We start from the raw sequence: 19,489 nt of genomic DNA on the forward strand, positions 1-19,489 counted from the left end.
CCGTGCCCCAGCGCGCAAGCCCCTGTCGGCGAGACGGCACGCCGATAGATGGCATGCCTGTGCCGCCCCAACGCCAGACAGCACAGGAGGCACAGGCAGACCGCTGCGTGGACAGCGCTGGCAGCGCGCCCACCTCGCCTGCGCAGCGCCGGCCTTCAGATGGGCCGTGTCAGATAGACAGCCTCGCGCCCCACGATGGGCTCGCGCGTGGGCATCAGCACCGTGCAGTCGTCGCACAGCGCGCGAATCTCGTGCGGGCCGTCGGTCGCGATGAGTTCATCCTTGGCAAACACTTCAAAGCCCTGGATGGGACGCGCAAAGCGAAAGTCGGGCGTGCGCACCATGCAGGTCTCCAGCAGCTCATAGCGGCGCTGGGGGCCGGGCGCCGGGCGTCCCGCAGGCGCATCGATGAGGCCGAAGTGGGCCAGGAAATCGAGCGCTACCGCCGTGGCCATGTCGGCCGCGGACTGCAGGAAGTGCTGTCCGCATTCGACCACCAGGGCCACGCCCTGGCTGTCGGCCTGGCCGTGGAGACCATGCTGGATGAGTGGCGTGCCCGAGCCCAGGCCGCTGGGCATGACCAGGTGCACCGGCGGGCGGCCGATGGACAACGCCACATCGGCATTGCGCTGGTAGGCCGGGTAGACCCAGAAGGGCTCCACGTCCTGGCTGGTGGAGTGGATGTCGAGAATGTGGTCGGCCGCGGCCACTACAGGGCGCAGGGCGCGGGCGCGCAGCAGTTCAGGGCTCTCGGCCGTGCCGTCCAGCTCGGCGGCGGACCAGATGCGGTTGAGGTTGTGCACCAGCTGGCGGCTCTCGAACGGGCGGGCGCGGTCGAACGACTCGTACGCCGCCACGTTGGCAAAGCTGATGGTGAGCGTGCCGATGCGGGGGCGCACGCCGCTGTCGAGCAGGTGCGTGGCGGCCACCATGCCGCAGATCTCGTTGCCGTGCGTCAGCGCGTTGATCAGCACGTGGGGGCCGGGTTGGCCCGACTCAAAGCGGTGCACGTAGTCGATACCGACATTGCCCTGGCGGTAGGCGGACAGGTCGCGCGGCAGGACTTCAAAGGCGGGAGGATTTTGGCTCATGGGGTGGTGATGCTAAGACGACACATGATTGTCCATACATTGGCTGGACCGTGCTCGCCGCGGCATAAAAGACTGCGGATACAAAACGCTACCTGCGCCCGGTGCGCTGCACGCCAGCCGCTGGAAGAGCGATGTACCATGCCCGCCAACCACGCCCCGCACCAGTCCTTCGACCGGTGCCGGTCTGCCCCCATTTGCACTGCCCACGCACTTGCCATGCCCGCTGCCCGAATTTGCTCCCTGGCCGAAGTGGCCCACCTGTTGCCCCCAGACTGCGCACTCGCGGAGCGCCTGCGGGAGGACACAAACTCGCTGGATGAAGCGACTGCGATAGTCATTACCGGCCCCTGGCGCTGCCCCGAGTTGCACCTGCCCGACATGCTGGGCCAAGGCAGCCCGCTGCGGCACCTGCTTGACCCCGAGACCCAATCTTCTGCTCTACGTACCCTCGTCCTCATCCTTGTGGAGGGCGACCTCGACATCGACGGCGCGCTGACCGGTCACGACGACGATGGCGAGCCGCCCTGCCTAGTGGTGCTGGGCAGCGCCCGCATGCACAACCTGATCCTTTGCGAAGCATCGTTGCATGTGAGGGGTGACCTGGTGGTGCAGGACTTGCTCTGGGGTGACGGCATCAGCACCGCACTTCAGGTGCATGGCCACCTGCAGGCCCGTGTGGCCCTGCTCGCAGATGCGTTTCAGGTCCAAATGGCAAGCACGATGCACGTGGAGTTCTTGATGGACGAGGTAAGCGGCGTGCCGCACCTGGCTGAGTTCTCCAGCGAGATCGTGGATGCGGTGTTTCCGCTGGAGTTTCACGATGGCATCAACGCGGGCGAAAAGGGCCTGGGACTGATGCTGGACCGGGACAGCGTGATCGCGGCAGTGCGCGCCGGCACCAACGCGACCCGGACCAGCGAGGAGATCCATACCCTGCTTCCCATCGATACCAGCCTGTGCCCGGGCGGCGCGCTCACAGCCGAACATCTGCTCCAACTGCTGCGCACGCCGTTGATCGCACACAAGGAGCACACGGCCAGCGGCTGGTTTAAGCAGACCGATTTTTACCTGTGCCGCCGGCATGTCGATGCCGAAGGGGACCAGCGCGCGGACAACGTGTTCATCACGGTCTGGAAGACCTGGGACTTCTACATCTCGGTAGAGCACGTGCCCGAAGCCAAGGGACTGCTGGCACGGTGGACGGCCTTCAGACAGCGGCGCACCATTCCCACGCACCCCGAACTCACGGTGGCATACCGCAGCTACACCGATGGTCAGCCGGGCGAATGGGGCGTGCTGGGCGGCATGGACGCGCCAGACGTGGTGGCCGACCCGGCACAGGCTGAGGCCCGGGCCGCCTGCCAAAACGCTTGGCGCGGCGTGCTGGACTACGTGCGCAAGGCCGTGGGTCAGCACAAGGCCCACTACCCGCTGTACCAGCAGGTGCAGGCAGAGCTGACGGCCTGGCACGTCGAGGACTTCACCAGCCTGCCCGTATTCACCGAGCGCTATAACGACTGGTGGGACAGCGACAAGAACGGCCACTGGCAGGGCGAAGTATGGGTGGGTGCACGGCAGCCCTGCATGCACGACGGCGAGCCCTGGGGCCGGGCGCTCAAGTTCGGCTGGCAAAACGGCAGCCCCGCGCACGGTGATTACGACGATGCCCACAGTACCTACCAGATCGATGTGGACGAAGCCCGAAATGGCCCCGCGCTGGTCGAGTTCACGTACGCACAGCGCCAGAGCGAGGCGCGCGTATCCGTGCCACGCGGCGCTGCGGACCACTGGACACGCCTGCTGCGTTTTTATCGGCTGGTGCAAGCGCGCCTGCATGACGCGCATGAGCAAGAGCAGGCCCGCGAAGCCGAAGCCCGCCGCATCGAAGCCGCGGTGCATTTGCTGGCGGCGCCGCCGCTGGCGTCGGATGTGCCGGACGCAGCGATCTTCCCGCTGGAGCTGATGACACTGTCTGCACAGTGGCAGACCGACGGACAGGCCTACGTGGCGGCGATCCGAGCCCATCAATTGGCCATGGATGCCCGGGCGCTTCGCGGTGACGACGAGGACGATGCTGTGGGAGTCACTGGCAGTGACGGCCAGCAAGACGGGCAAGTGGAGCAAGAGTCACCTGAGTCACAGGACGAGGAAGAAGCCCTGCCCTCTGACCCGCGCAAGGCAACCGCACCGACGGTGCTGCAGCTCGCACGCGTGGTTTACGCCCACGCGGACGAAGACCTGGGCGAGCGGTTTCGCCAGCGCTTCGCCTTTGCGCCGGATGCCTACGTTAAGCGCGCCGCCAACGCCGGCCGTTTCATCGGACCGGTGATCGCCCTGGACGACGGCCGGGTGCTCGCCCGCATCGGCCCGGCATATGACGATGCCGCGCACTGGGTGGCGCTGCACGGCGTGCGTCACACGCCGTTGACGGCGCTGCGGGGCCTGGGCCACTCGCATGACCGGCAGATCTTTGCACAAAGCGACGGCCAGCAAGTCACCACGCACCGCGGCTTCGAAGGCCCGGTGATTGCGCGCTTTGACCTGCCCCGGGGCAACGAGGGCCTGCCATCCGACGTGGCCGTGGCCGCAGGCCCGCTGGGGCAGCGCTGCGATGAGCTCATTCCCTTCAACGACGGACAGCGCGTGCTGCTGCTCAACCCCACAGGCGTGTACCTGCTGACCGCGGCGGGCAGCGGCACGGGCGTGCAGCGCCTGCACCCGCAGACCTTCGAGGAAGACGGCCCCTACACCTGGCCCAAGAACCAGATGGACGACGAGGTGGATGGCCAGACCATCACCACGCTGGCGCTGGACATGCTGCACATGGCACTGTCGCGCGATGAGCGCCACATTGCGGTGGGCGACCAGGACAGCCGCCACATCCTGCTTGACGCACGAGGGGCGGTAGTGGCGGAGTACGACACGTTGTCGTCCTATCCGCACCACGCCGCCTTCTCGCACGACAGCACGCGCCTGTTCGCCAACTCGTGCCACATGTACTGGGGTGCCACGTTATCGGCGTCAGTCGACCACCCACCGCTGCAACCTGCGGGGTCCGATCAGTTGGAGACACCGCCGCTGGACGAGAGCTGCCGCGTGTACGCATCGGTCACCGAACCCGGACTGGTGATCCTGGGCGACGCCGACGGCTACCTGCACGCCATCGGCGACGACGGCCGCCCGCTGTGGCGCCACCACATCGGCAGCACCATCAGCGGCATCGACATATCGCCCGACGGCAACACGCTGTGTGCGGCCAGCTACGGGGGCTACCTGGTGCAGCTGGAGCGCAGCGAGGCGGGCATGGACCTGTACTCCATCGGCACCTCGCCGTATGTGGAAACCAGCCGCTGGATCTTCTGGAAGGACGAAGCAACACCGCTGCGCTGGTGAGCCTGGGGCCGCCGCTGGGCACAGACGTGCTCGTGGCGCAGCGGCCCTCCCCATCGATCCCCCTTACTGCAGCACCAGCTCCACGCGGCGGTTCTTGGCCCGGCCGTCTTCGGTGCCGTTGTTGGCCACGGGTGCCAGCGAGGCCACCCCGTTGCCCACCAGGCGGTTGCCGGCGATGCCGTAGTCCTTGGCCAGCACGGCGGCCACCGCGTCGGCCCTGCGCTTGGACAGGGCCAGGTTGCTGTCAAAGCCGCCCACGCTGTCGGTGTGGCCCACCACATGCAGCTTGACAGCCGGCTCGGCCTTCAGGAAAGCCGCGATCTGGTCGAGCGAGGGCTTGGACTCGGGCTTCACGTCCGCCTTGCCGGTGTCGAACAGGATGCCGTAGATGGCGACCTTGCCGCTTGCGGTGATGGACTTGCCGATGTCGGACGCGCTGACCACCACCATGTTCTGCTCCATGGCCTTGGTCTCCAAAATGTCCACCGCCATGTACGCGCCCTGCCGGGACTTGTACGTCGCGTCTTCCTTGGGCCAGTCGACGGCCACCAGGCGCACCGTGGTGCTGCCCTTCTGGAAGGTGCCGGTGCGCACGGTTCCGGCATCGGCCGCGTACATCACGTATTCGCTGCGGTTGTTCTTGATGAAGTCGCGCTGGCCGCTGCTGAAGTTGGCCAGGAAGTTGGTGTAGTTGCCCGCTGCGCTGTCGCGCGTGGAGTCGTACAGCGCGGTGAAGCCGTTGGCCGCGAGGTCGTTGGCATAGTTGCGGTACAGCTCCAGCGACCGCGTGGCGCCCGGCGCCTCGTACCAAAGGCGGGTGAGTTTGCCCTCCAGCGCCAAAGGCGGCTTCACGTATTGCCGCTTGTTGGTCTGCAGGTCGAACTCCTTGAAGGTGGAGGTCTGGAACTCCACCGCTTCGAAATTGCGCACCTCGTAGCCGACGATGGTGCTGCCGCCAAACCGCTTCACGGCCGGGTGGTCCTTGGCGCCAGCGAGGTCCTGGGCGCTGGCGGGCATGTGGCTGGCCACGGCCAGGAACCCGAGGCACAGCGATGCGCCCCATTGACGAAACAGCCGCATGGTCATGAACATTCTCCGGTTGGAACTGGCGTGGGCCCTGTGGCGCCCTCTTGCGCCCTCGTGCGCCCGGTGGGGTGCTGCGCCGCGTCGGCGAGGCCCGGCCATCATAGGGGAGCCCCTGGCGGCGCGCCATGCAGAGAATGTGCAGAAGCGGCCGGCAGCGGCGTTTGCGCGCAAAAGTTCACGCTCGACGGCATTAAAAATGCGGGCCCGGTCCTTCCTTGGCGAGCGTGTCCTGCGCATTGCGCAGCGGGCAGACCTTGAGCGACAGGCACCCGCAGCCGATGCAGCCGTCCAGCTGGTCGCGCAGTGCGGTGAGTGTGCGGATGCGTTCGTCCAGGTCCTCGCGCCAGCGTTGCGACAGCCGCCGCCAGTCGGCCACCGTGGGCGTGCGGCCCGCGGGCAGGGCCTGCAGCGCGTCGCCAATAGCCGCCAGCGGCACGCCCATGCGCTGGGCGACCTTGATCACCGCGACCCGGCGCAGCACCGACCGGGGGTAGCGCCGCTGGTTGCCCGCGCTGCGCAGGCTGTCGATCAAGCCCCGCGCCTCGTAGAAATGCAGGGCCGACACCGCCAAGCCGCTGCGGCGGGCGACCTCGCCCACGGACAGGTCGGCCGCCATGTCCACCGGGGTGTCGACAAGGGAATCGTCGTGTTGCATGCGTTGGCCTTTCATCGGTGCTTGACCTCAACTTAACCTGAGGTTTGATACTAGCAGCTGTTTCCCTTCAGATCAGGACACCCCGTGCCGCCCATCGCTTCGCGCCTCATGCCAGATCACGCCGCACACATCGTGCACATCAACCCCGAAGGCCTGTACGACCCCGCGCCCAACGGCTACACGCATGTGGTGGCGGCGCCGCTGCACGGCCGCACCGTCTTTGCCGCGGGCCAGGGCGGTGAAAACGCAGCGGGCGAGTTGCCGGCGGGTTTTGCCGCGCAGCTGGACCAGACCCTGTCCAACATGCAAACCGCACTTGCCGCGGCGGGCGCCACGGTGCACGACGTCGTGCGGCTCACCCTGCTGGTGGTTGACCACACCGAAGCGCGCCTGGCAATGTGGACGGACGCGGCGCGCAGCGTGTGGAAGGACGGCCCCGCCCCCGCCTGCACACTGATACCCGTGCCGCGACTTGCGCTGGACGGCATGCTGGTGGAGGTCGAAGCAACCGCCGTGGTGGTGCCACCGGCGCCGCCAAACTGACGGGCCCGCAAGCCGGTGCGCATCTGCCGCACCATCGCGCGCCCGTGCCCCGGGCCTTGCAGGCGCCGGACGTGTTACGCGTGGGGCGTCAACGGCCGGTGATTACCGCTTTGTGCCTGGGGGCCTGCATGCCGTCAGCAGGTCACACGCACAAAGGGCCTGCAAAGCGCTGCCCCGGCCTTCAAACGCCCTCGGTTGTGGCGTACCATCGCGCGCAGTGGTCGCATACCGAGACCCATAAAGGAGGACCCATGGCCAAAGGTGAACAGCGCAGCAACAAGATGGCGAAGAAGCCCAAGAAGGACACGTCGATTCCCAAGGAGTCGCACGGATCCGACCGTCCCATGCCCCCCGTGACGGCAGTGCTGCCACGCGGCAAGGACAAGAACAAGTAACCGCCAAGCGCAGCCGCCAGTCCCGCGCTGCGGGGCTGAACGCACAACGGCCCCCAGTGCCTTGCGACCTGCTCTCAGGTTGCAAGGCACTGGGGGCCGTTTTCATGGGGGTCAGGCCGCGTTACTCGCGGGCAGTCGTGCCAGCCAGTCCTCCTGCGGCTCAGGCCGGCCAAAAAGGTAGCCCTGGTAGATGATGTCGGGCGCGCGTTGGCGCAAGAAGTCGGCCTGCTCGCGCGTCTCGACCCCTTCGGCCACGACACGCAGGCCGAAGTGGCGCGCTACCGACAAGATGCCCTCCACCAGCACGCCGTCGTCGGCGTTGGTGGGAGCCTCGTGCACGAACGAGCGGTCGATCTTGAGCTCCTGGATCGGCAGTCGCTTGAGGTACGCGAGCGATGAATATCCCGTGCCGAAGTCGTCCAACGAGAATTCGACGCCCAGGGCCGCCAACTCGCGCATCTTGGCCACGGCCTCGTCGAAGTCGTCGATCACCAGGCCCTCCGTCACCTCCAGCGTGAGCAGCGAGGGGTCCGCGCCCGAGGTGGCGAGGATGTCGCGCAATTGCGGGATAAAGTTGGTCTGGCGGAACTGCCGCGCGCTCAGGTTGACCGACAGCTTGAGGCGCCGCTCATGCATGGCCGGCTGGGCCAGCAGCGCGCAGGCATGCGTCAGCACCCAGGTGCCCAGGCCCACGATCAGATCGGATTCTTCGGCAATGGAAATGAAGGCGCCGGGTGCCAGCAGCCCGTCGCGCGGATGCTGCCAGCGCACCAGCACTTCGGCCCCGGTAAGCCAGCCGTTCACGTCCACCTGCGACTGCAGGAACAGCCGCAGCTCGTCGGCCGCAATGGCTTGGCGCAGCGACCGCTCCACCTGGAACCGCTGCTCCGCCGCCTCACCCATGCCTTGTTCGAAAAAGGCGGATCGCCCGCCCCCGGCCTGCTTGGCCCGGTGCAGCGCGGTGCCTGCACGGCGCAGGGCCTCGTGCGGCGAGTCGGCGGCGTTCTGGGGGTAGAGGGTGATGCCGATGCTGGCACCGAGCTGCGCCTCTTCGGCGCAGCCTTCGAGCCGCATGGGCTGCAGCAACAAGGCCTGCAGTTGCTCGGCAAAGGCCAGCGCGCGGCGGCTGGCCTGGGGCGGCAGCAGGCCCAGGTCGTGCAGCACGATGGCGAATTCATCGCCCGCCACGCGCACCAGCAGCCCGTGCGCAGGCAGCATTTGCGACAGGCGCAGGGCCACGGCCTGCAGCAGGCGGTCGCCCATTTCGCTGCCACGCGCATCGTTGAAGATGGTGAAGCGATCCAGGTCCAGCAGCACCAGCACATGCAGCGGCTGCGAGCCCACGCCGCCCCGCCAGCGCAGCGCGGTGAGGCGCTCGACCAGCATGGTGCGGTTGGGCAGGCTGGTCAGGGCGTCGAAATGCGCCAGCCGGTGGATCTCGGCAGCTGCGCGTCGGCGCTCGGTGACGTCCTGCTTGATCTCCACATAGTGGGTGATGTGGCCGTCGGGCTGGCGAATGGGGGCCACCACCACGGCTTCGACGATCTCCGCGCCGTCCTTGCGGCGGTTGACCTGCTCACCCACCCAGTTCTCGCCGCGCGCCAGCGTGTCGCGCAGGCTCACCCACTGCACCAGCGTCATGCCGTTGTTCGACACGTACGACGACGATTGCCCGATGACCTCGTCCTGCGCAAAGCCGGTGCGGGTGAGGAAGGCGGCGTTGACGTACTCGATGCGGCCTTCGAGGTCGGTGATGGCGATGCTCTCGGGGCTTTGCTCCACGGCGCGCAGCAGCTTGCGCAGCTCGGCATCGCGCGTGGCCAGGCTGGAGGCGGTCTGCTGCGCTTCCCGCACGCGGCGCAGGTAGCTGCGGCGCGACAGCAGCGTGGCCGCGGCCGTGACGGCCAGCACGCCGCTGAGGTAGGCCACATACGCCGCCAGATTGCCGTAGCGCGCCGGGGGCATGTAGTTGTTGAGGTCGGCCCACACGAACACCACGAACAGCAAGCCGGTGGCCCCCGTGAGCCACAGGGTGTAGCGTGCGCCCAGCACCCAGCCGGCCACTACGATGATGACCGGGAAGTTGAGCAGGCTCGGGCCGCGCAGGCCACCGTTGCTGGCAGACAGTGCGGCCACCACCGCCCACACCCCCCACACCAGCACCAGGCCGGCCTGGTGCCAGCGCCGCAGGTGGCCCAGCAGCACGGCCACTGCGCCCATGACGCCCACCCCCAGGTTCAGCAGCACGCGGGCCCAGGGCAGCGGCTCGTCGAGCAGCAGCAGCGCAGCGATCATGGTGCCGGTGATGGCGACCGTCCACGAGCCGGCGCGCACGAGCTGCTGGCTCGTGACGTCGTCGTGGGGGCGGTGCGAAGAAGAGGCGGCTGAGGGCATGGTCAATGAAGTGACAACCTTTGCGGCATGGTAACGCTATCCATGGGCCGCAACGAGTCAGCCATCGCCGTCAGATTTGAGAGGTGCTGTCAGCACTTCCCCGTTCTGCGGCCAGGGAAAACCCTTTGGCACAGTCCATCGCGGGGCCTGTACGGCCCCGCTGGGGCAGCACGGTCTCGGCCAGTGTGGTGCTGGCGTGCGCCAGCTTGTGCAGCACTGCAACCCAAGGCGCTACGAGGGCGTCTGAACGCCCGCCACCTTCACCACCCGGCGCCAGCGCTCGATTTCCTTGCGGATGAAGTCGGTGTAATCCGCGGAGCGTGATGCCACGACCACCAGGCCCTGGGCTTCCAGCTGCTTGCGGATCTCGGTGGCCTTGAACGCGCTGTCCATTTCTTTTTCAATCCGGGCCACCACGGCGGGAGGCGTGCCGGCGGGGGCGGAAATGCCCACCCACGATACGGCCTTGAAGCCGGGGTAGCCTGCCTCGGAAATGCTGGGCACATCGGCGAGCTGCGGGTTCCGGAACAGGCTGGTGACGGCCAGCGCACGCAGCTTGCCGCTGCGCACATGAGGCGCCACCGCGTCCAGGTTGGTGAACATCATGCCGGCCTGGTTGGCCATGACCGCATCCAGGGCGGGCTTGGCGCCGGTGAACGGCACCCCGGTGAGCCCCAGCGTCGTGCAATTGCGGGTGCCGGAGGCCCCGTTCACGCAGGTGCTGATGGTTTGCTTGAGCAGTTCCATCGCCAGGTGCCCCGACGAGGCATGCACCTGCGCATAGGTCAGCTTGCCCGGCTGCGCCTTGCCGACGGCAATCAGCTCCTGCAGCGACTTGAGCGGCGACGCCGCGCCCACCACCAGGACGTTAGGGCCTTCGGACAGCTGGAAGATGTGCACGAAGTCCTTCAAGGAGTCGTAGTCGAGCTGGGGGTTGAGCGCATGGCTGATGGCGTTGGTGCCCACGCCCGACAGCACCAGCGTGTAGCCGTCTGGCGCGGCACCGGCTGCGGCCTTGGTGCCTTTGCTGTCGGTGTTTTCCACCTGGACGGGCTGCCCGAGCTTTTGCCCCAGTTCCTTGGCCATCACCCGGCCGAGCTGGTCGCTGCTGCCGCCGGCCGGAAAGGGAATGATCAACCGCAGTGACTTGCTGGGCCAGCTGTCCTGCGCCATGGCGGGCAGGGAAAAAGACACAAAAAAAGCAGCCACCGCGCACGCCGCTGCACTCACATATTGCATGGACAAAGTCTCCAGTCGTTGTTTTCAACACCGGCGCGGAGGGGCCTGAAGGCACTGGTCCACGCCGCACCCGGAGCCGGACCTGGACTGCGAAAGCAATCACCAAGTCGCGCTGGGTAACTAGATGTACGATGTCATATCACAATGTTGCGCACCAGCAGGTTTTCCCTATGTGCGGTGGCGCTCCACACGGTCAACGCCTGATGGGTGGGTTGGCCGCACGAAGTGTCGCAGCGCGGGGAAATAACTGATGCGTAGAGGCCTTTGGAATTAAGGCGCATCCCCGGACGACGGCTCGCGCACGCCCGAGCCTTTGCCCTTGGACTTGGCGCGCGCGTCCTTCTTGGCCTGGCGCTTGGCGTCTTCGGCCAGGCCTGCATCGCGCCACACCTCGAACTCTGCGGGGGTCTCCAGCGTGATGCGGCCCAGGATGGCGGTGCGGAAATCGGTCATCACGATCTCGGCGGTCTTTTGCAGGTTCACCCGGCCACCGCCCAGCATGGCGCCGCGCTTGCGGCCGATGGCTTCGAGCAGCTCATCGTCCTGCATCGTGGCCATGGTGCCGGCAGGCAGGCCCAGCTTGTAGCGCGCCTCCAGCAGCGGGGCGTAATTCGTCTGCAGGCGGCGCAGCAGCTCCAGCGCCACCAGTTCTTCGTCGTAGGCGTTGCGGCCCACGGCGCCGCTGGCGGCCAGGTTGTAGCCGCTCTCGGGCACGATGATGCGCGGCCACAGCATGCCGGGGGTGTCCCACAAATAGAAGTCGTCGGCCAGGGTGATGCGCTGCTCGATCTTGGTGATGCCGGCCTCGTCGCCCGTCTTGGCCTGGCGCTTGTTCGACAACGTGTTGATGAGCGTGGACTTGCCCACGTTGGGCACGCCGCAGATCAGCACGCGCATGGGTTTGGCCATGCCGCCCCGGTTGGGCGATAGCTGGTGGCAGGCGTCGATCAGCTTGCGCGCGGGTGCCGCGTCGGATGCGTCCAGCGGCACGGCGCGGGTTTCGCTCTGGGCGTTGTACCAGTCCACCCACAGCGGGGTGCGCGCGGGGTCGGCCACGTCTTGCTTGTTCAGGATCTTCACGGTGGGCTTGTGGCCAGTCAGCTCGGCCAGCAGCGGGTTGCTGCTGGAGCCCGGCAGGCGCGCGTCCAGCACCTCGATCACCACATCGATGTCCTTGATGCGTTCGGTGATGGCTTTCTTGGTCAAGTGCATGTGACCGGGGAACCACTGGATGGCCATGCGGGTGTCTTTCTTCTGTGGGGTTGTCTGTCAGTGCAGCGGGGGCGGTTGCCCAGGGCTGCCACTGGGGAATTGTCGGGCCGCGCGGTGCGGTCTGCGCCCAGCCCCAAGCGGCGGGCGCCAGGCGCCAAGGATAATCGCGGTCTTTCCTGCTTCTGGCCGCCGCGCTTTTTGACCACCATGCCCGCCCCCACACCCGCCCCTCGCACAGCCCCCACTAGCAAGGCCGACAAGGAAGTGCTGTTCAAGGGCGTGACCTGCGCCCTGATCGGCCTGGTGATCCTGCTGGCGCCCTACGTGGCCCGCGCCACCAGCGTGCGGGAGCTGATGTCTCAGGCTTCGCTGGTAGGCTGGTTCGCCCTGGTGCTGGGGCTGGCTTTCATCGCGCAGTACGGCATTCGCCGGGCCAAGGCCCGCCGCCACCTTCCGTGACACCAGCCACCGGCCCGACCGCCGCCCTGCCCGCCCGCGCGGTGGACGGTGCCTCTGCCCAGGCCATGTTCCAGGCGCTGCGCGAGCTGGCGCAGGCTGCCGGCATCACCCTGCGCAACCCGCCGCCGGAGCCGACAACCTGCTGCGGCCGGGGCTGCAACGGGTGTGTGTGGGAGGGGTTTCTGGACGCCGCCGAGTACTGGCGGCAGGAAGCACTGCTGCAGTTGCGGGGCTGATAAAGATGTTTTCAGCCCCTACCGCTTGATGGACGGGCGCTAGCAGCTATCAAATTAATAGCAAACTGCGGCGATACCGACTCCAAGGGAGCGCGGTGATGCAGGCCGGCGCAGCGGCAGCGCAGGCGCTCAGCCCAGTTCCTTGACCGCCATGTACTGCTCGCGCCAGGCTTCGAACGGCAGCGTGTCACCGGCTTCGATCGCCTTTTGCGCGGCCACCGACTCGTCGGCCAAGGCCAGGTAGCGCGCCTGCTGCTCGGCCGTCCAGGGCAGGCTGAGCAGTGCGTCGCGGGCCGCGGCGGATTGGGCCAGGGCAAAGCTTTCAAAGCTGTCGTGGTGCACCGAGCGCATCGCATCGAGCACGCGGGCCGACGGCGTGTCGCCAGGGGCCGCCATCAAGGCCAGAGCATCCTGCAGCGCCGCGCTGTAGTCGCTGGTGCCGTGGGTGGCATCAAGCGCTGCGGCCAACGGCACGCATTCGCGCAGCACCTCGGCGCCCCAGTCGGCCAGGGCGACGTTCTGGCCATTGCGCGCCAGTTGCAGGCCCGGCTCGCGGCCGCGCTCGGCCGTGAGGTGCTGGTTGTGCTTGAGCTCGGCGATCTCGGCCGGCGTGTCGGGGGGGCTGTCGGACAGCAGGCAGTGCAGCAAAAACACGTCCAGCAGGCGCATGGTGGGCGCCGTGATGCCCACGGGCACGAACGGGTCCAGGTCCATCAACCGCACTTCGACGTATTCGACACCGCGCTCGCGCAGCGCATGCAACGGGCGCTCGCCGGTGCGCACGGTGCGCTTGGGGCGGATGGTGCCGTAGAACTCGTTTTCGATCTGCAGCAGGCTGGTGCCCAGCTGGTTGTAGTCGCCACCGGGGTTTTTCACGCCCAGGCTTTCGTAGGCAGGGTAAGGCTTGGTCAGCGCTTCGTGCAGCGAGTTGGCGTAGCCCTTGAGGCCGTTGTAGCTCACGGCCAGCGTGGCCTGGGCGTCGCTCTGGTAGCCCAGGCGGCCCATGCGCAGCGACGTGGCGTGCGGCAGGTACAGCGCCTTGCCGCCGGGCAGTTGCTGCAAGCCGTGTTCGCGCCCCGCCACAAAACAGGGGCACAGCGCGGGCGATGCGCCAAACAAATACAGCAGCACGAACGCGTGGCGGCGGAAGTTGCGGATGAGCGAGAAGTATTGCTCGCTGTCCACGCCCGGCAGCGACCAGTTGTAGTGGATGCCCGAGATGGTCTGCATGCGCCGGCCGTACCGGTGCCCCAGGCCCATGCGGTAGATGCTCTTGGCCCGGCCCACGTTGGAGCTGCCGTAGCGGCCGATGGGGATCGTCTCGTCAGTGGGCAGCCCGCAGGGCATGCTGGAGGCCCAGAGCAGCTCGCCGCCGCTGTCCTTCAAGGTGTGGTGCACGAACTGGTGCACCTCGGTCAGCTCGTTCAGGCACTCGTCCACGCCCTTGCGGGCGCCGGTGATGAGCTCCAGCTGCGACTCGCTGTAGTCGGTGGTGATGAGGGGGTGCGTGAGCGCGGAGCCCAGCGCCACCGGGTGCGGCGTCAGGGCCAAGCCCCCCGCTGGCAGCGCGCGCAAACCTTCCTTCTCGATGCCGCGGCGAATCCCTCCCAGGGCGTCCGCGGGGTAGGCGGCCAGTCTCTCGTGCAATTTGCTCATATGTTTATACCGATCCAACTTCTGTCGGCCCGGAACTTAGCACGGAGCAGGCTGGCGTGCCCGGACAAACCTCAAGCCCTTGCGGCCAAGGCCTTTCCTACTTCGTTGGTTCCCTGGGCTGCGCCGCTTTGTGGTACCTGCTCGCCGGCGCGCTCGGTCACCTCGGCCAGGCGGGCCGCCAGCTGCTCGGGCACGTCGGCGCCGATGCCGACATGGATGCCCTGGGTCAGGGTGATGTGGGCCGCCTCGAAAGTGCCCGCACCGGCGCACAGGATGGTGCGGGTGGGCGCGCTGTCGTGGGCCAGCACCAGCATGGCGGGCACCACGGCCTCGGGCTTGAGGGCGTCGAGCACCTCTTGCGGCATCAGCCCTTCGGTCATGCGCGTGGCCGCCGTGGGGGCCAGGGCGTTGACACGGATGTTGTACTTGGCGCCTTCAATGGCCAGGGTCTGCATCAGCCCCACCTGGGCCAGCTTGGCCGCGCCGTAGTTGGCCTGGCCGAAGTTGCCGTACAGGCCGGTGGACGATGTGGTCATGACGATGCGGCCGTATTGCTGCGCCACCATGTGCGGCCACACGGCCTTGCAGCAGTGGGCGGCGCCCATCAGGTGCACATCCACCACCAGGCGGAAGTCGGCCATGTCCATCTTGGAAAACGACTTGTCGCGCAGGATGCCGGCGTTGTTGACCAGGATGTCCACCCGGCCCCACGCGTCGATGGCCTGCTGCACCATGGCTTCGACCGCGGCAAAGTCGGTGACCGACGCACCATTGGCCAGCGCCTCGCCGCCCGCCGCGCGGATCTCGTCCACCACGGCCTGCGCGGCCGACACGGTGGCACCGCTGCCGTCCACCGCACCGCCCAGGTCGTTGACCAGCACCTTGGCGCCGCGCGCTGCCAGGGCCAGGGCATGCTGGCGGCCCAGGCCGCCGCCCGCGCCCGTCACGATGGCCACGCGGCCGTTGAAGTCGATAGCCATGGAATGGGTCTCCTGTGGTGTCTGGATGATGAAGAAAGGAAAGGCAAGGAAAGAAGGCCCGCGCCCCGGATGGGGCGACAGGCGCTGCGCGTGGGACTGTAAGTCAGATGCGGATGGGCGATGGTTGCGCACGCGACTGGGACGCCGCAGCGCCGCCCCTCACAAAAACACGCACAACAGTCCGCCCCAATCAGGTATCGTGCCGGTGCCCGCGCCGGGCAGACAACCCAGCGGCGCCGGCACTCCCCCGCACACACCGCATTCAGCACCAACCCGCAGCATGGCGCAATGCTCTTCTTTTAATAGCTGCTACTGCTTGCCAGCCGAGGGCTGCGAGCGCATTTGACCCAAGGAACCCCATGAAAGCAACCTGGAACGGCGTCACCATCGCCGAAAGCGACGACACCGTGGTGGTCGAAGGCAACCACTACTTTCCTGAAGCCGCGCTCAAGCGCGAGTTCTTCACCTTCAGCAACCACAAGACCACCTGCCACTGGAAGGGCCAGGCCAGCTACCTGTCGCTGCTGGTCGACGGCGAGATGAACACCGACGCCGCCTGGTTCTACGCCGACCCCAAGCCCGAAGCCGACGAGATCCGCGGGCGCGTGGCGTTCTGGAAAGGCGTGAAGGTCGAGGCCTGACCACTGGCCCTCCGGGTTATCCCTGCAGGCACTGGACAATCGTGTGGATAAGTGTGGACAAGCCTTGTATGACAAGCTCAAGTGCTTGATTCATAACGGAACACACTGCACTGCACAATTTTTAGGCAACCAACGCAAAGCGCCCCTCGGTTATCCCTGTCAGCACTGGACAATCCTGTGCATAAGTGTGGACAAGCTTTGTATGGCGACGCCAAGTCCTTGATTTAAAATGATTATCCTTGCATTGATTAAAAACAAGGCAATGGACTGAAGGTTCTGCGACCCCCACGACGACCCCGCGCAGCAGGTGCCAAATCCCCCGGTTATCCCACCCAGCGCTGGACAATCATGTGGATAACTCTGCACAACCCTTGTATGACAGACCTAAGTCATTGATTTGCAACGACTATCCTTGTATTGCTTAAAAACAAGGCAGCCGGAGAGACTCGCATTCGCCCACAGCCAGCGGGCCCCTGGCCTTGACCACTCACTTATTAATAGCACCTTGCGCACGCCCATCAAGCGGTAGCCCCTGAAAATGTCCCTATCAGCCCTTCAGCACAGCCCCGCCGCCGAACGCAACCGCGCGCCCATCCTGGACTGTCTGCGCAGCCTGCTCGGGCCCCAAGGCCAGGCTTTGGAGATTGCCAGCGGCACTGGCCAGCACGCGGCGCACTTTGCAGCCGCCCTGCCCGGCTGGACCTGGCAGCCGACCGATCTGCAAAGGACCCACTTCGACTCCATCACCGGCTGGGCCGCCCAGTCAGGGGCCACCAACGTGCAGGCGCCGCTGCGGCTCGATGTGCTGCAGCCGCGCTGGCCGGCGGAGGGCGATACCTTTGGGGCGGAGTTCGACCTGATCTACTGCGCCAACATGCTGCACATCGCCCCGTGGGCGTGCTGTGCCGGGCTGATGCAGGGCGCGGCGCGCCACCTGGCGCCGGACGGGCAGCTCGTGACCTATGGGCCCTATCTGGAAGACGATGTGCCGACTGCCGCCGGCAACCTTGCGTTTGACGCCAGCCTGCGCGCCCAAGACAGCGACTGGGGCATCCGGCACTTGGCGGACGTGGCAGCCACGGCTGGCGAGGCCGGGCTGGCGCTACAGCAGCGCCACGCCCTGCCCGCCAACAATCTGTTGCTGGTGTGGGCCCGTGCCACCCCGGCGCCCTGACCGCCTGCGGCTTGGCTGCCCGACGCGCAAGCTGCACCGATGAATTGACTGAATCACTGACTGACCGCTCCTCCACCCATGACCACTCCTGCCGCCCCCTTCTTCATCGCCAAGATCGACCCCGACGGCTTGCAATGCGACGCCTGGCCCGAGCAACCCCTGCTGTTGTCCATGGAGCAAGGCGGCATCGACTGGCCCAGTTCCTGCCGCAACGGCACCTGCCGCACCTGTATCGGCATGCTGGCCGAAGGCGAAGTGCGCTATGCCATCGAATGGCCGGGCCTCACGGCCGAAGAAAAAGCCGAGGGCTGCGTGCTGCCCTGCGTGGCCTACCCCATGAGCGACGTGCGCCTGGAAGCGCCGGGCATCTGATACCGGCTGGCGGGGCCTGACCCCGCGCCGACCCGGTGCCCGAATGGCACTTTCGCGCTTGCTGCGCCCGGCGGTCCTCACCCAGAATCTTCTGCACAACCATTGCAAAGAGAGGGAGGACACCATGAGCACCTCATACCCGCCGGCAGCCCCTGCCGCCACCCCACCAGACGCCACCACCGACCGCACCCCCACGCGCCAGGACATCCTGGCCCAGTGCATCGCCGCAGAGGCGCAATGGGCCAAGCAACCCGGCCGCAACCTCGTGCTGCTGTTCGACGGCACCGGCAACATCCTGGGCAACCAGCAAGACACCAATGTGGTCAAGCTGCTGCGCATGCTGGGCAAGGGCGAGGACCCCGCAGGCACGGCGCCCACCCAGCTGGTCTACTACGACCCCGGTGTGGGCACGGCCAACGAGTTTCCGGCGGACGGCATCGTGTCCAGCACCAAGAACCGCTTGCGGCAACTGGCGGGGCTGGCCCTGGGCAATGGCGTGTTCCCCAACATCGCCGAGGCCTACCGGTTCCTGGTCAACACCTACAAGCCGGGCGACCGCATCTACCTGTTCGGCTTCTCGCGCGGCGCGTTCACGGCGCGGGCGGTCAGCGGGATGATCAACATGTACGGCCTGATCCACACCGAGGGCCTGCCGCTCATCGACACCCTGGTGCGCACCTACTTCGCGCCCGTCGACCACAAGAACCAGGCCGGCACCAAAAGCCGCAAAGCCTTTGCGCGGGACGTGATCGATAACTTCTCGCTGGGCCGGACGCCGCTGGTGCACTTCGTGGGGGTGTGGGACACGGTGGAGGCCATCGGCCTGGGCGGGGTGGGCAGCATCAAGATCAGCAATTCCAGAGGGTTCGCGGACAAACGCTTCGCCCACGTGCGCCATGCCATGTCGCTGTTCGAATCGCGCAGCAAATACGCGCCCCGCCGCTACGACGATCCCGATTTCACCGCCGAAGAGCAGCGCTGGCGCAGCTACGACCAGCGCTGGTTCCGCGGCGTGCACAGCGACGTGGGCGGCTCGTACGCGCGCGACGGGCTGTCCAACCTCACGCTCGCCTGGATGGTGAACGAGGCCCTGGCCCACGGCCTGCGCGTGGACACAAGCAGGCTGCAGCCCGGCGACCCGCTCACCGCCATGCACGACCAGGCGTACGACTGCCCCTACTGGGTCTGGACGGGTCTGAGCGCGCGCAAACGCGAGGCCAGCGACTTCATCGACCCCACGGCCCGCCCGGTGGACGGCGCCGTGCCCGCAGAGACCGTGCCGCGCACAAAGCCCTGGCGCTGGGTGGGCATTGCGCTGGCCATTGCCACGGCGGTGCTGTTCGTCATCACCGCCCTGGCGGGCCGGGCTGCCTGCGACCTGAGCGCAGCGCCGGGCTGGGTGCAGAGCCTGCCGTCGGGCTTTCAGGCGTCGGCCCACTGGCATGCCACATGGGGCGTGACGTGCGGCGACACCGATGCCGTGCGCCGCGCCATCGCCTGGGACTGGGCTTTGCTCGCCAGCTACGCCCTTTGGCTGGCCTACCCGGTAGCCTGGGCCGTGCGGCGGCTGGTGGCGCGGGCCGTGCCCCCGGGCCGGGCGCTGGGCTGGCTTTATCGGCATGCGCACTGGGTGATGGGCCTCCTGGTGGTGTCGGACATCGTGGAGAACTGCATCACGCTGCATCTGCAATCTCCGCACCACCCGGACTGGCCCACGGTGCTGACGGTGGCCACCAGCATCAAGCTGGTGTCCCTGCTGCTGCTGGGCTGGGTGATGGTGGCCGGAGCCCTGGCCGGGCGCGAGGGCGGCCGCGCGCCCGCGTCGCGCGCGCCCCAAGTGCACTAAAATCGCTGCTTTTGGGGCGCAGAGCGCTCCCGCACCGTGCGGCCAGCGCCGCGCTGCCCGCTCTTTGGAATCGGCCCTACCCGGGCCGTGGCCGGATCAGCGTGCGGTGCCCGCCAC

Annotated in this window: 17 protein-coding genes; 9 read left to right on the plus strand and 8 right to left on the minus strand. The window is 67.2% G+C overall.

What is annotated here, in order from left to right:
* Positions 1 to 155 precede the first annotated feature (155 nt).
* Positions 156 to 1,091 (minus strand): succinylglutamate desuccinylase/aspartoacylase family protein, encoded by a 936-nt coding sequence (locus ASF16_RS17480; protein WP_056170101.1) that lies wholly within the window; start codon positions 1,089 to 1,091, stop codon positions 156 to 158.
* A gap of 216 nt (positions 1,092 to 1,307) precedes the next feature.
* On the opposite strand from ASF16_RS17480, the gene ASF16_RS17485 reads away from it, so the two are divergent.
* On the plus strand, positions 1,308 to 4,484 hold the full coding sequence (locus ASF16_RS17485; protein WP_056170105.1) for a YncE family protein: 3,177 nt from the start codon (positions 1,308 to 1,310) through the stop codon (positions 4,482 to 4,484).
* 63 nt (positions 4,485 to 4,547) lie between these two features.
* Here the strand turns inward: ASF16_RS17485 and ASF16_RS17490 are convergent, their stop codons facing one another.
* Both ASF16_RS17490 and soxR read right to left on the minus strand, forming a co-directional pair.
* On the minus strand, positions 4,548 to 5,570 hold the full coding sequence (locus tag ASF16_RS17490) for an OmpA family protein (protein WP_200926923.1): 1,023 nt from the start codon (positions 5,568 to 5,570) through the stop codon (positions 4,548 to 4,550).
* Between the two features lie 190 nt (positions 5,571 to 5,760).
* Positions 5,761 to 6,225: a redox-sensitive transcriptional activator SoxR gene (gene soxR / locus ASF16_RS17495; RefSeq protein WP_304439422.1), complete on the minus strand. Its 465-nt coding sequence runs from the start codon at positions 6,223 to 6,225 to the stop codon at positions 5,761 to 5,763.
* A gap of 108 nt (positions 6,226 to 6,333) precedes the next feature.
* On the opposite strand from soxR, the gene ASF16_RS17500 reads away from it, so the two are divergent.
* Entirely contained in the window at positions 6,334 to 6,768 is a 435-nt protein-coding gene (locus tag ASF16_RS17500) for a RidA family protein (protein ID WP_056170720.1), read from the plus strand.
* A gap of 251 nt (positions 6,769 to 7,019) precedes the next feature.
* Positions 7,020 to 7,163: a hypothetical protein gene (locus ASF16_RS26575; RefSeq protein WP_007855012.1), complete on the plus strand. Its 144-nt coding sequence runs from the start codon at positions 7,020 to 7,022 to the stop codon at positions 7,161 to 7,163.
* 111 nt (positions 7,164 to 7,274) lie between these two features.
* Here ASF16_RS26575 and ASF16_RS17505 read toward each other — a convergent pair whose 3' ends face one another.
* The 3 genes from ASF16_RS17505 to ylqF form a co-directional block, all read right to left on the minus strand.
* Positions 7,275 to 9,557: a bifunctional diguanylate cyclase/phosphodiesterase gene (locus ASF16_RS17505; protein WP_056170112.1), complete on the minus strand. Its 2,283-nt coding sequence runs from the start codon at positions 9,555 to 9,557 to the stop codon at positions 7,275 to 7,277.
* Positions 9,558 to 9,788: 231 nt separating this feature from the next.
* Positions 9,789 to 10,796 carry a tripartite tricarboxylate transporter substrate binding protein gene (locus ASF16_RS17510; RefSeq protein WP_056170115.1) on the minus strand — a complete coding sequence of 336 codons (1,008 nt, stop codon included), beginning with the start codon at positions 10,794 to 10,796 and terminating at the stop codon, positions 9,789 to 9,791.
* Positions 10,797 to 11,066: 270 nt separating this feature from the next.
* Positions 11,067 to 12,035 (minus strand): ribosome biogenesis GTPase YlqF, encoded by a 969-nt coding sequence (gene ylqF, locus ASF16_RS17515; RefSeq protein WP_056170118.1) that lies wholly within the window; start codon positions 12,033 to 12,035, stop codon positions 11,067 to 11,069.
* Positions 12,036 to 12,215: 180 nt separating this feature from the next.
* Here ylqF and ASF16_RS17520 point away from each other — a divergent pair, with 180 nt between their 5' ends.
* Both ASF16_RS17520 and ASF16_RS17525 read left to right on the plus strand, forming a co-directional pair.
* Entirely contained in the window at positions 12,216 to 12,467 is a 252-nt protein-coding gene (locus tag ASF16_RS17520) for a hypothetical protein (protein WP_056170722.1), read from the plus strand.
* A gap of 65 nt (positions 12,468 to 12,532) precedes the next feature.
* On the plus strand, positions 12,533 to 12,703 hold the full coding sequence (locus ASF16_RS17525) for an oxidoreductase-like domain-containing protein (RefSeq protein WP_056170725.1): 171 nt from the start codon (positions 12,533 to 12,535) through the stop codon (positions 12,701 to 12,703).
* A 129-nt stretch (positions 12,704 to 12,832) separates the two neighbouring features.
* Here the strand turns inward: ASF16_RS17525 and gshA are convergent, their stop codons facing one another.
* Together gshA and ASF16_RS17535 are read right to left on the minus strand one after the other, a co-directional pair.
* Entirely contained in the window at positions 12,833 to 14,359 is a 1,527-nt protein-coding gene (gene gshA / locus ASF16_RS17530; RefSeq protein ID WP_056170120.1) for a glutamate--cysteine ligase, read from the minus strand.
* Positions 14,360 to 14,430: 71 nt separating this feature from the next.
* Positions 14,431 to 15,339, minus strand: coding sequence for an SDR family NAD(P)-dependent oxidoreductase (locus ASF16_RS17535; RefSeq protein WP_056170122.1), 909 nt, complete (start codon positions 15,337 to 15,339; stop codon positions 14,431 to 14,433).
* A gap of 359 nt (positions 15,340 to 15,698) precedes the next feature.
* On the opposite strand from ASF16_RS17535, the gene ASF16_RS17540 reads away from it, so the two are divergent.
* The 4 genes from ASF16_RS17540 to ASF16_RS17555 all read left to right on the plus strand — a co-directional run bounded on the left by ASF16_RS17540 (position 15,699) and on the right by ASF16_RS17555 (position 19,372).
* Entirely contained in the window at positions 15,699 to 15,980 is a 282-nt protein-coding gene (locus ASF16_RS17540; protein WP_056170125.1) for a DUF427 domain-containing protein, read from the plus strand.
* A 538-nt stretch (positions 15,981 to 16,518) separates the two neighbouring features.
* The gene (locus tag ASF16_RS17545; RefSeq protein ID WP_056170128.1) at positions 16,519 to 17,154 is read left to right on the plus strand and encodes a DUF938 domain-containing protein; all 636 of its coding nucleotides are present in this window, start codon (positions 16,519 to 16,521) and stop codon (positions 17,152 to 17,154) included.
* A 78-nt stretch (positions 17,155 to 17,232) separates the two neighbouring features.
* Positions 17,233 to 17,526, plus strand: a complete 294-nt coding sequence (locus tag ASF16_RS17550) for a 2Fe-2S iron-sulfur cluster-binding protein (RefSeq protein ID WP_056170130.1) — start codon at positions 17,233 to 17,235, stop codon at positions 17,524 to 17,526.
* Between the two features lie 124 nt (positions 17,527 to 17,650).
* Positions 17,651 to 19,372: a DUF2235 domain-containing protein gene (locus ASF16_RS17555; RefSeq protein ID WP_082517008.1), complete on the plus strand. Its 1,722-nt coding sequence runs from the start codon at positions 17,651 to 17,653 to the stop codon at positions 19,370 to 19,372.
* Positions 19,373 to 19,489: the final 117 nt, after the last annotated feature.

It is taken from the genome of Acidovorax sp. Leaf78, from assembly GCF_001422735.1.
In the GTDB taxonomy this organism is placed as follows: Bacteria; Pseudomonadota; Gammaproteobacteria; order Burkholderiales; family Burkholderiaceae_C; genus Acidovorax.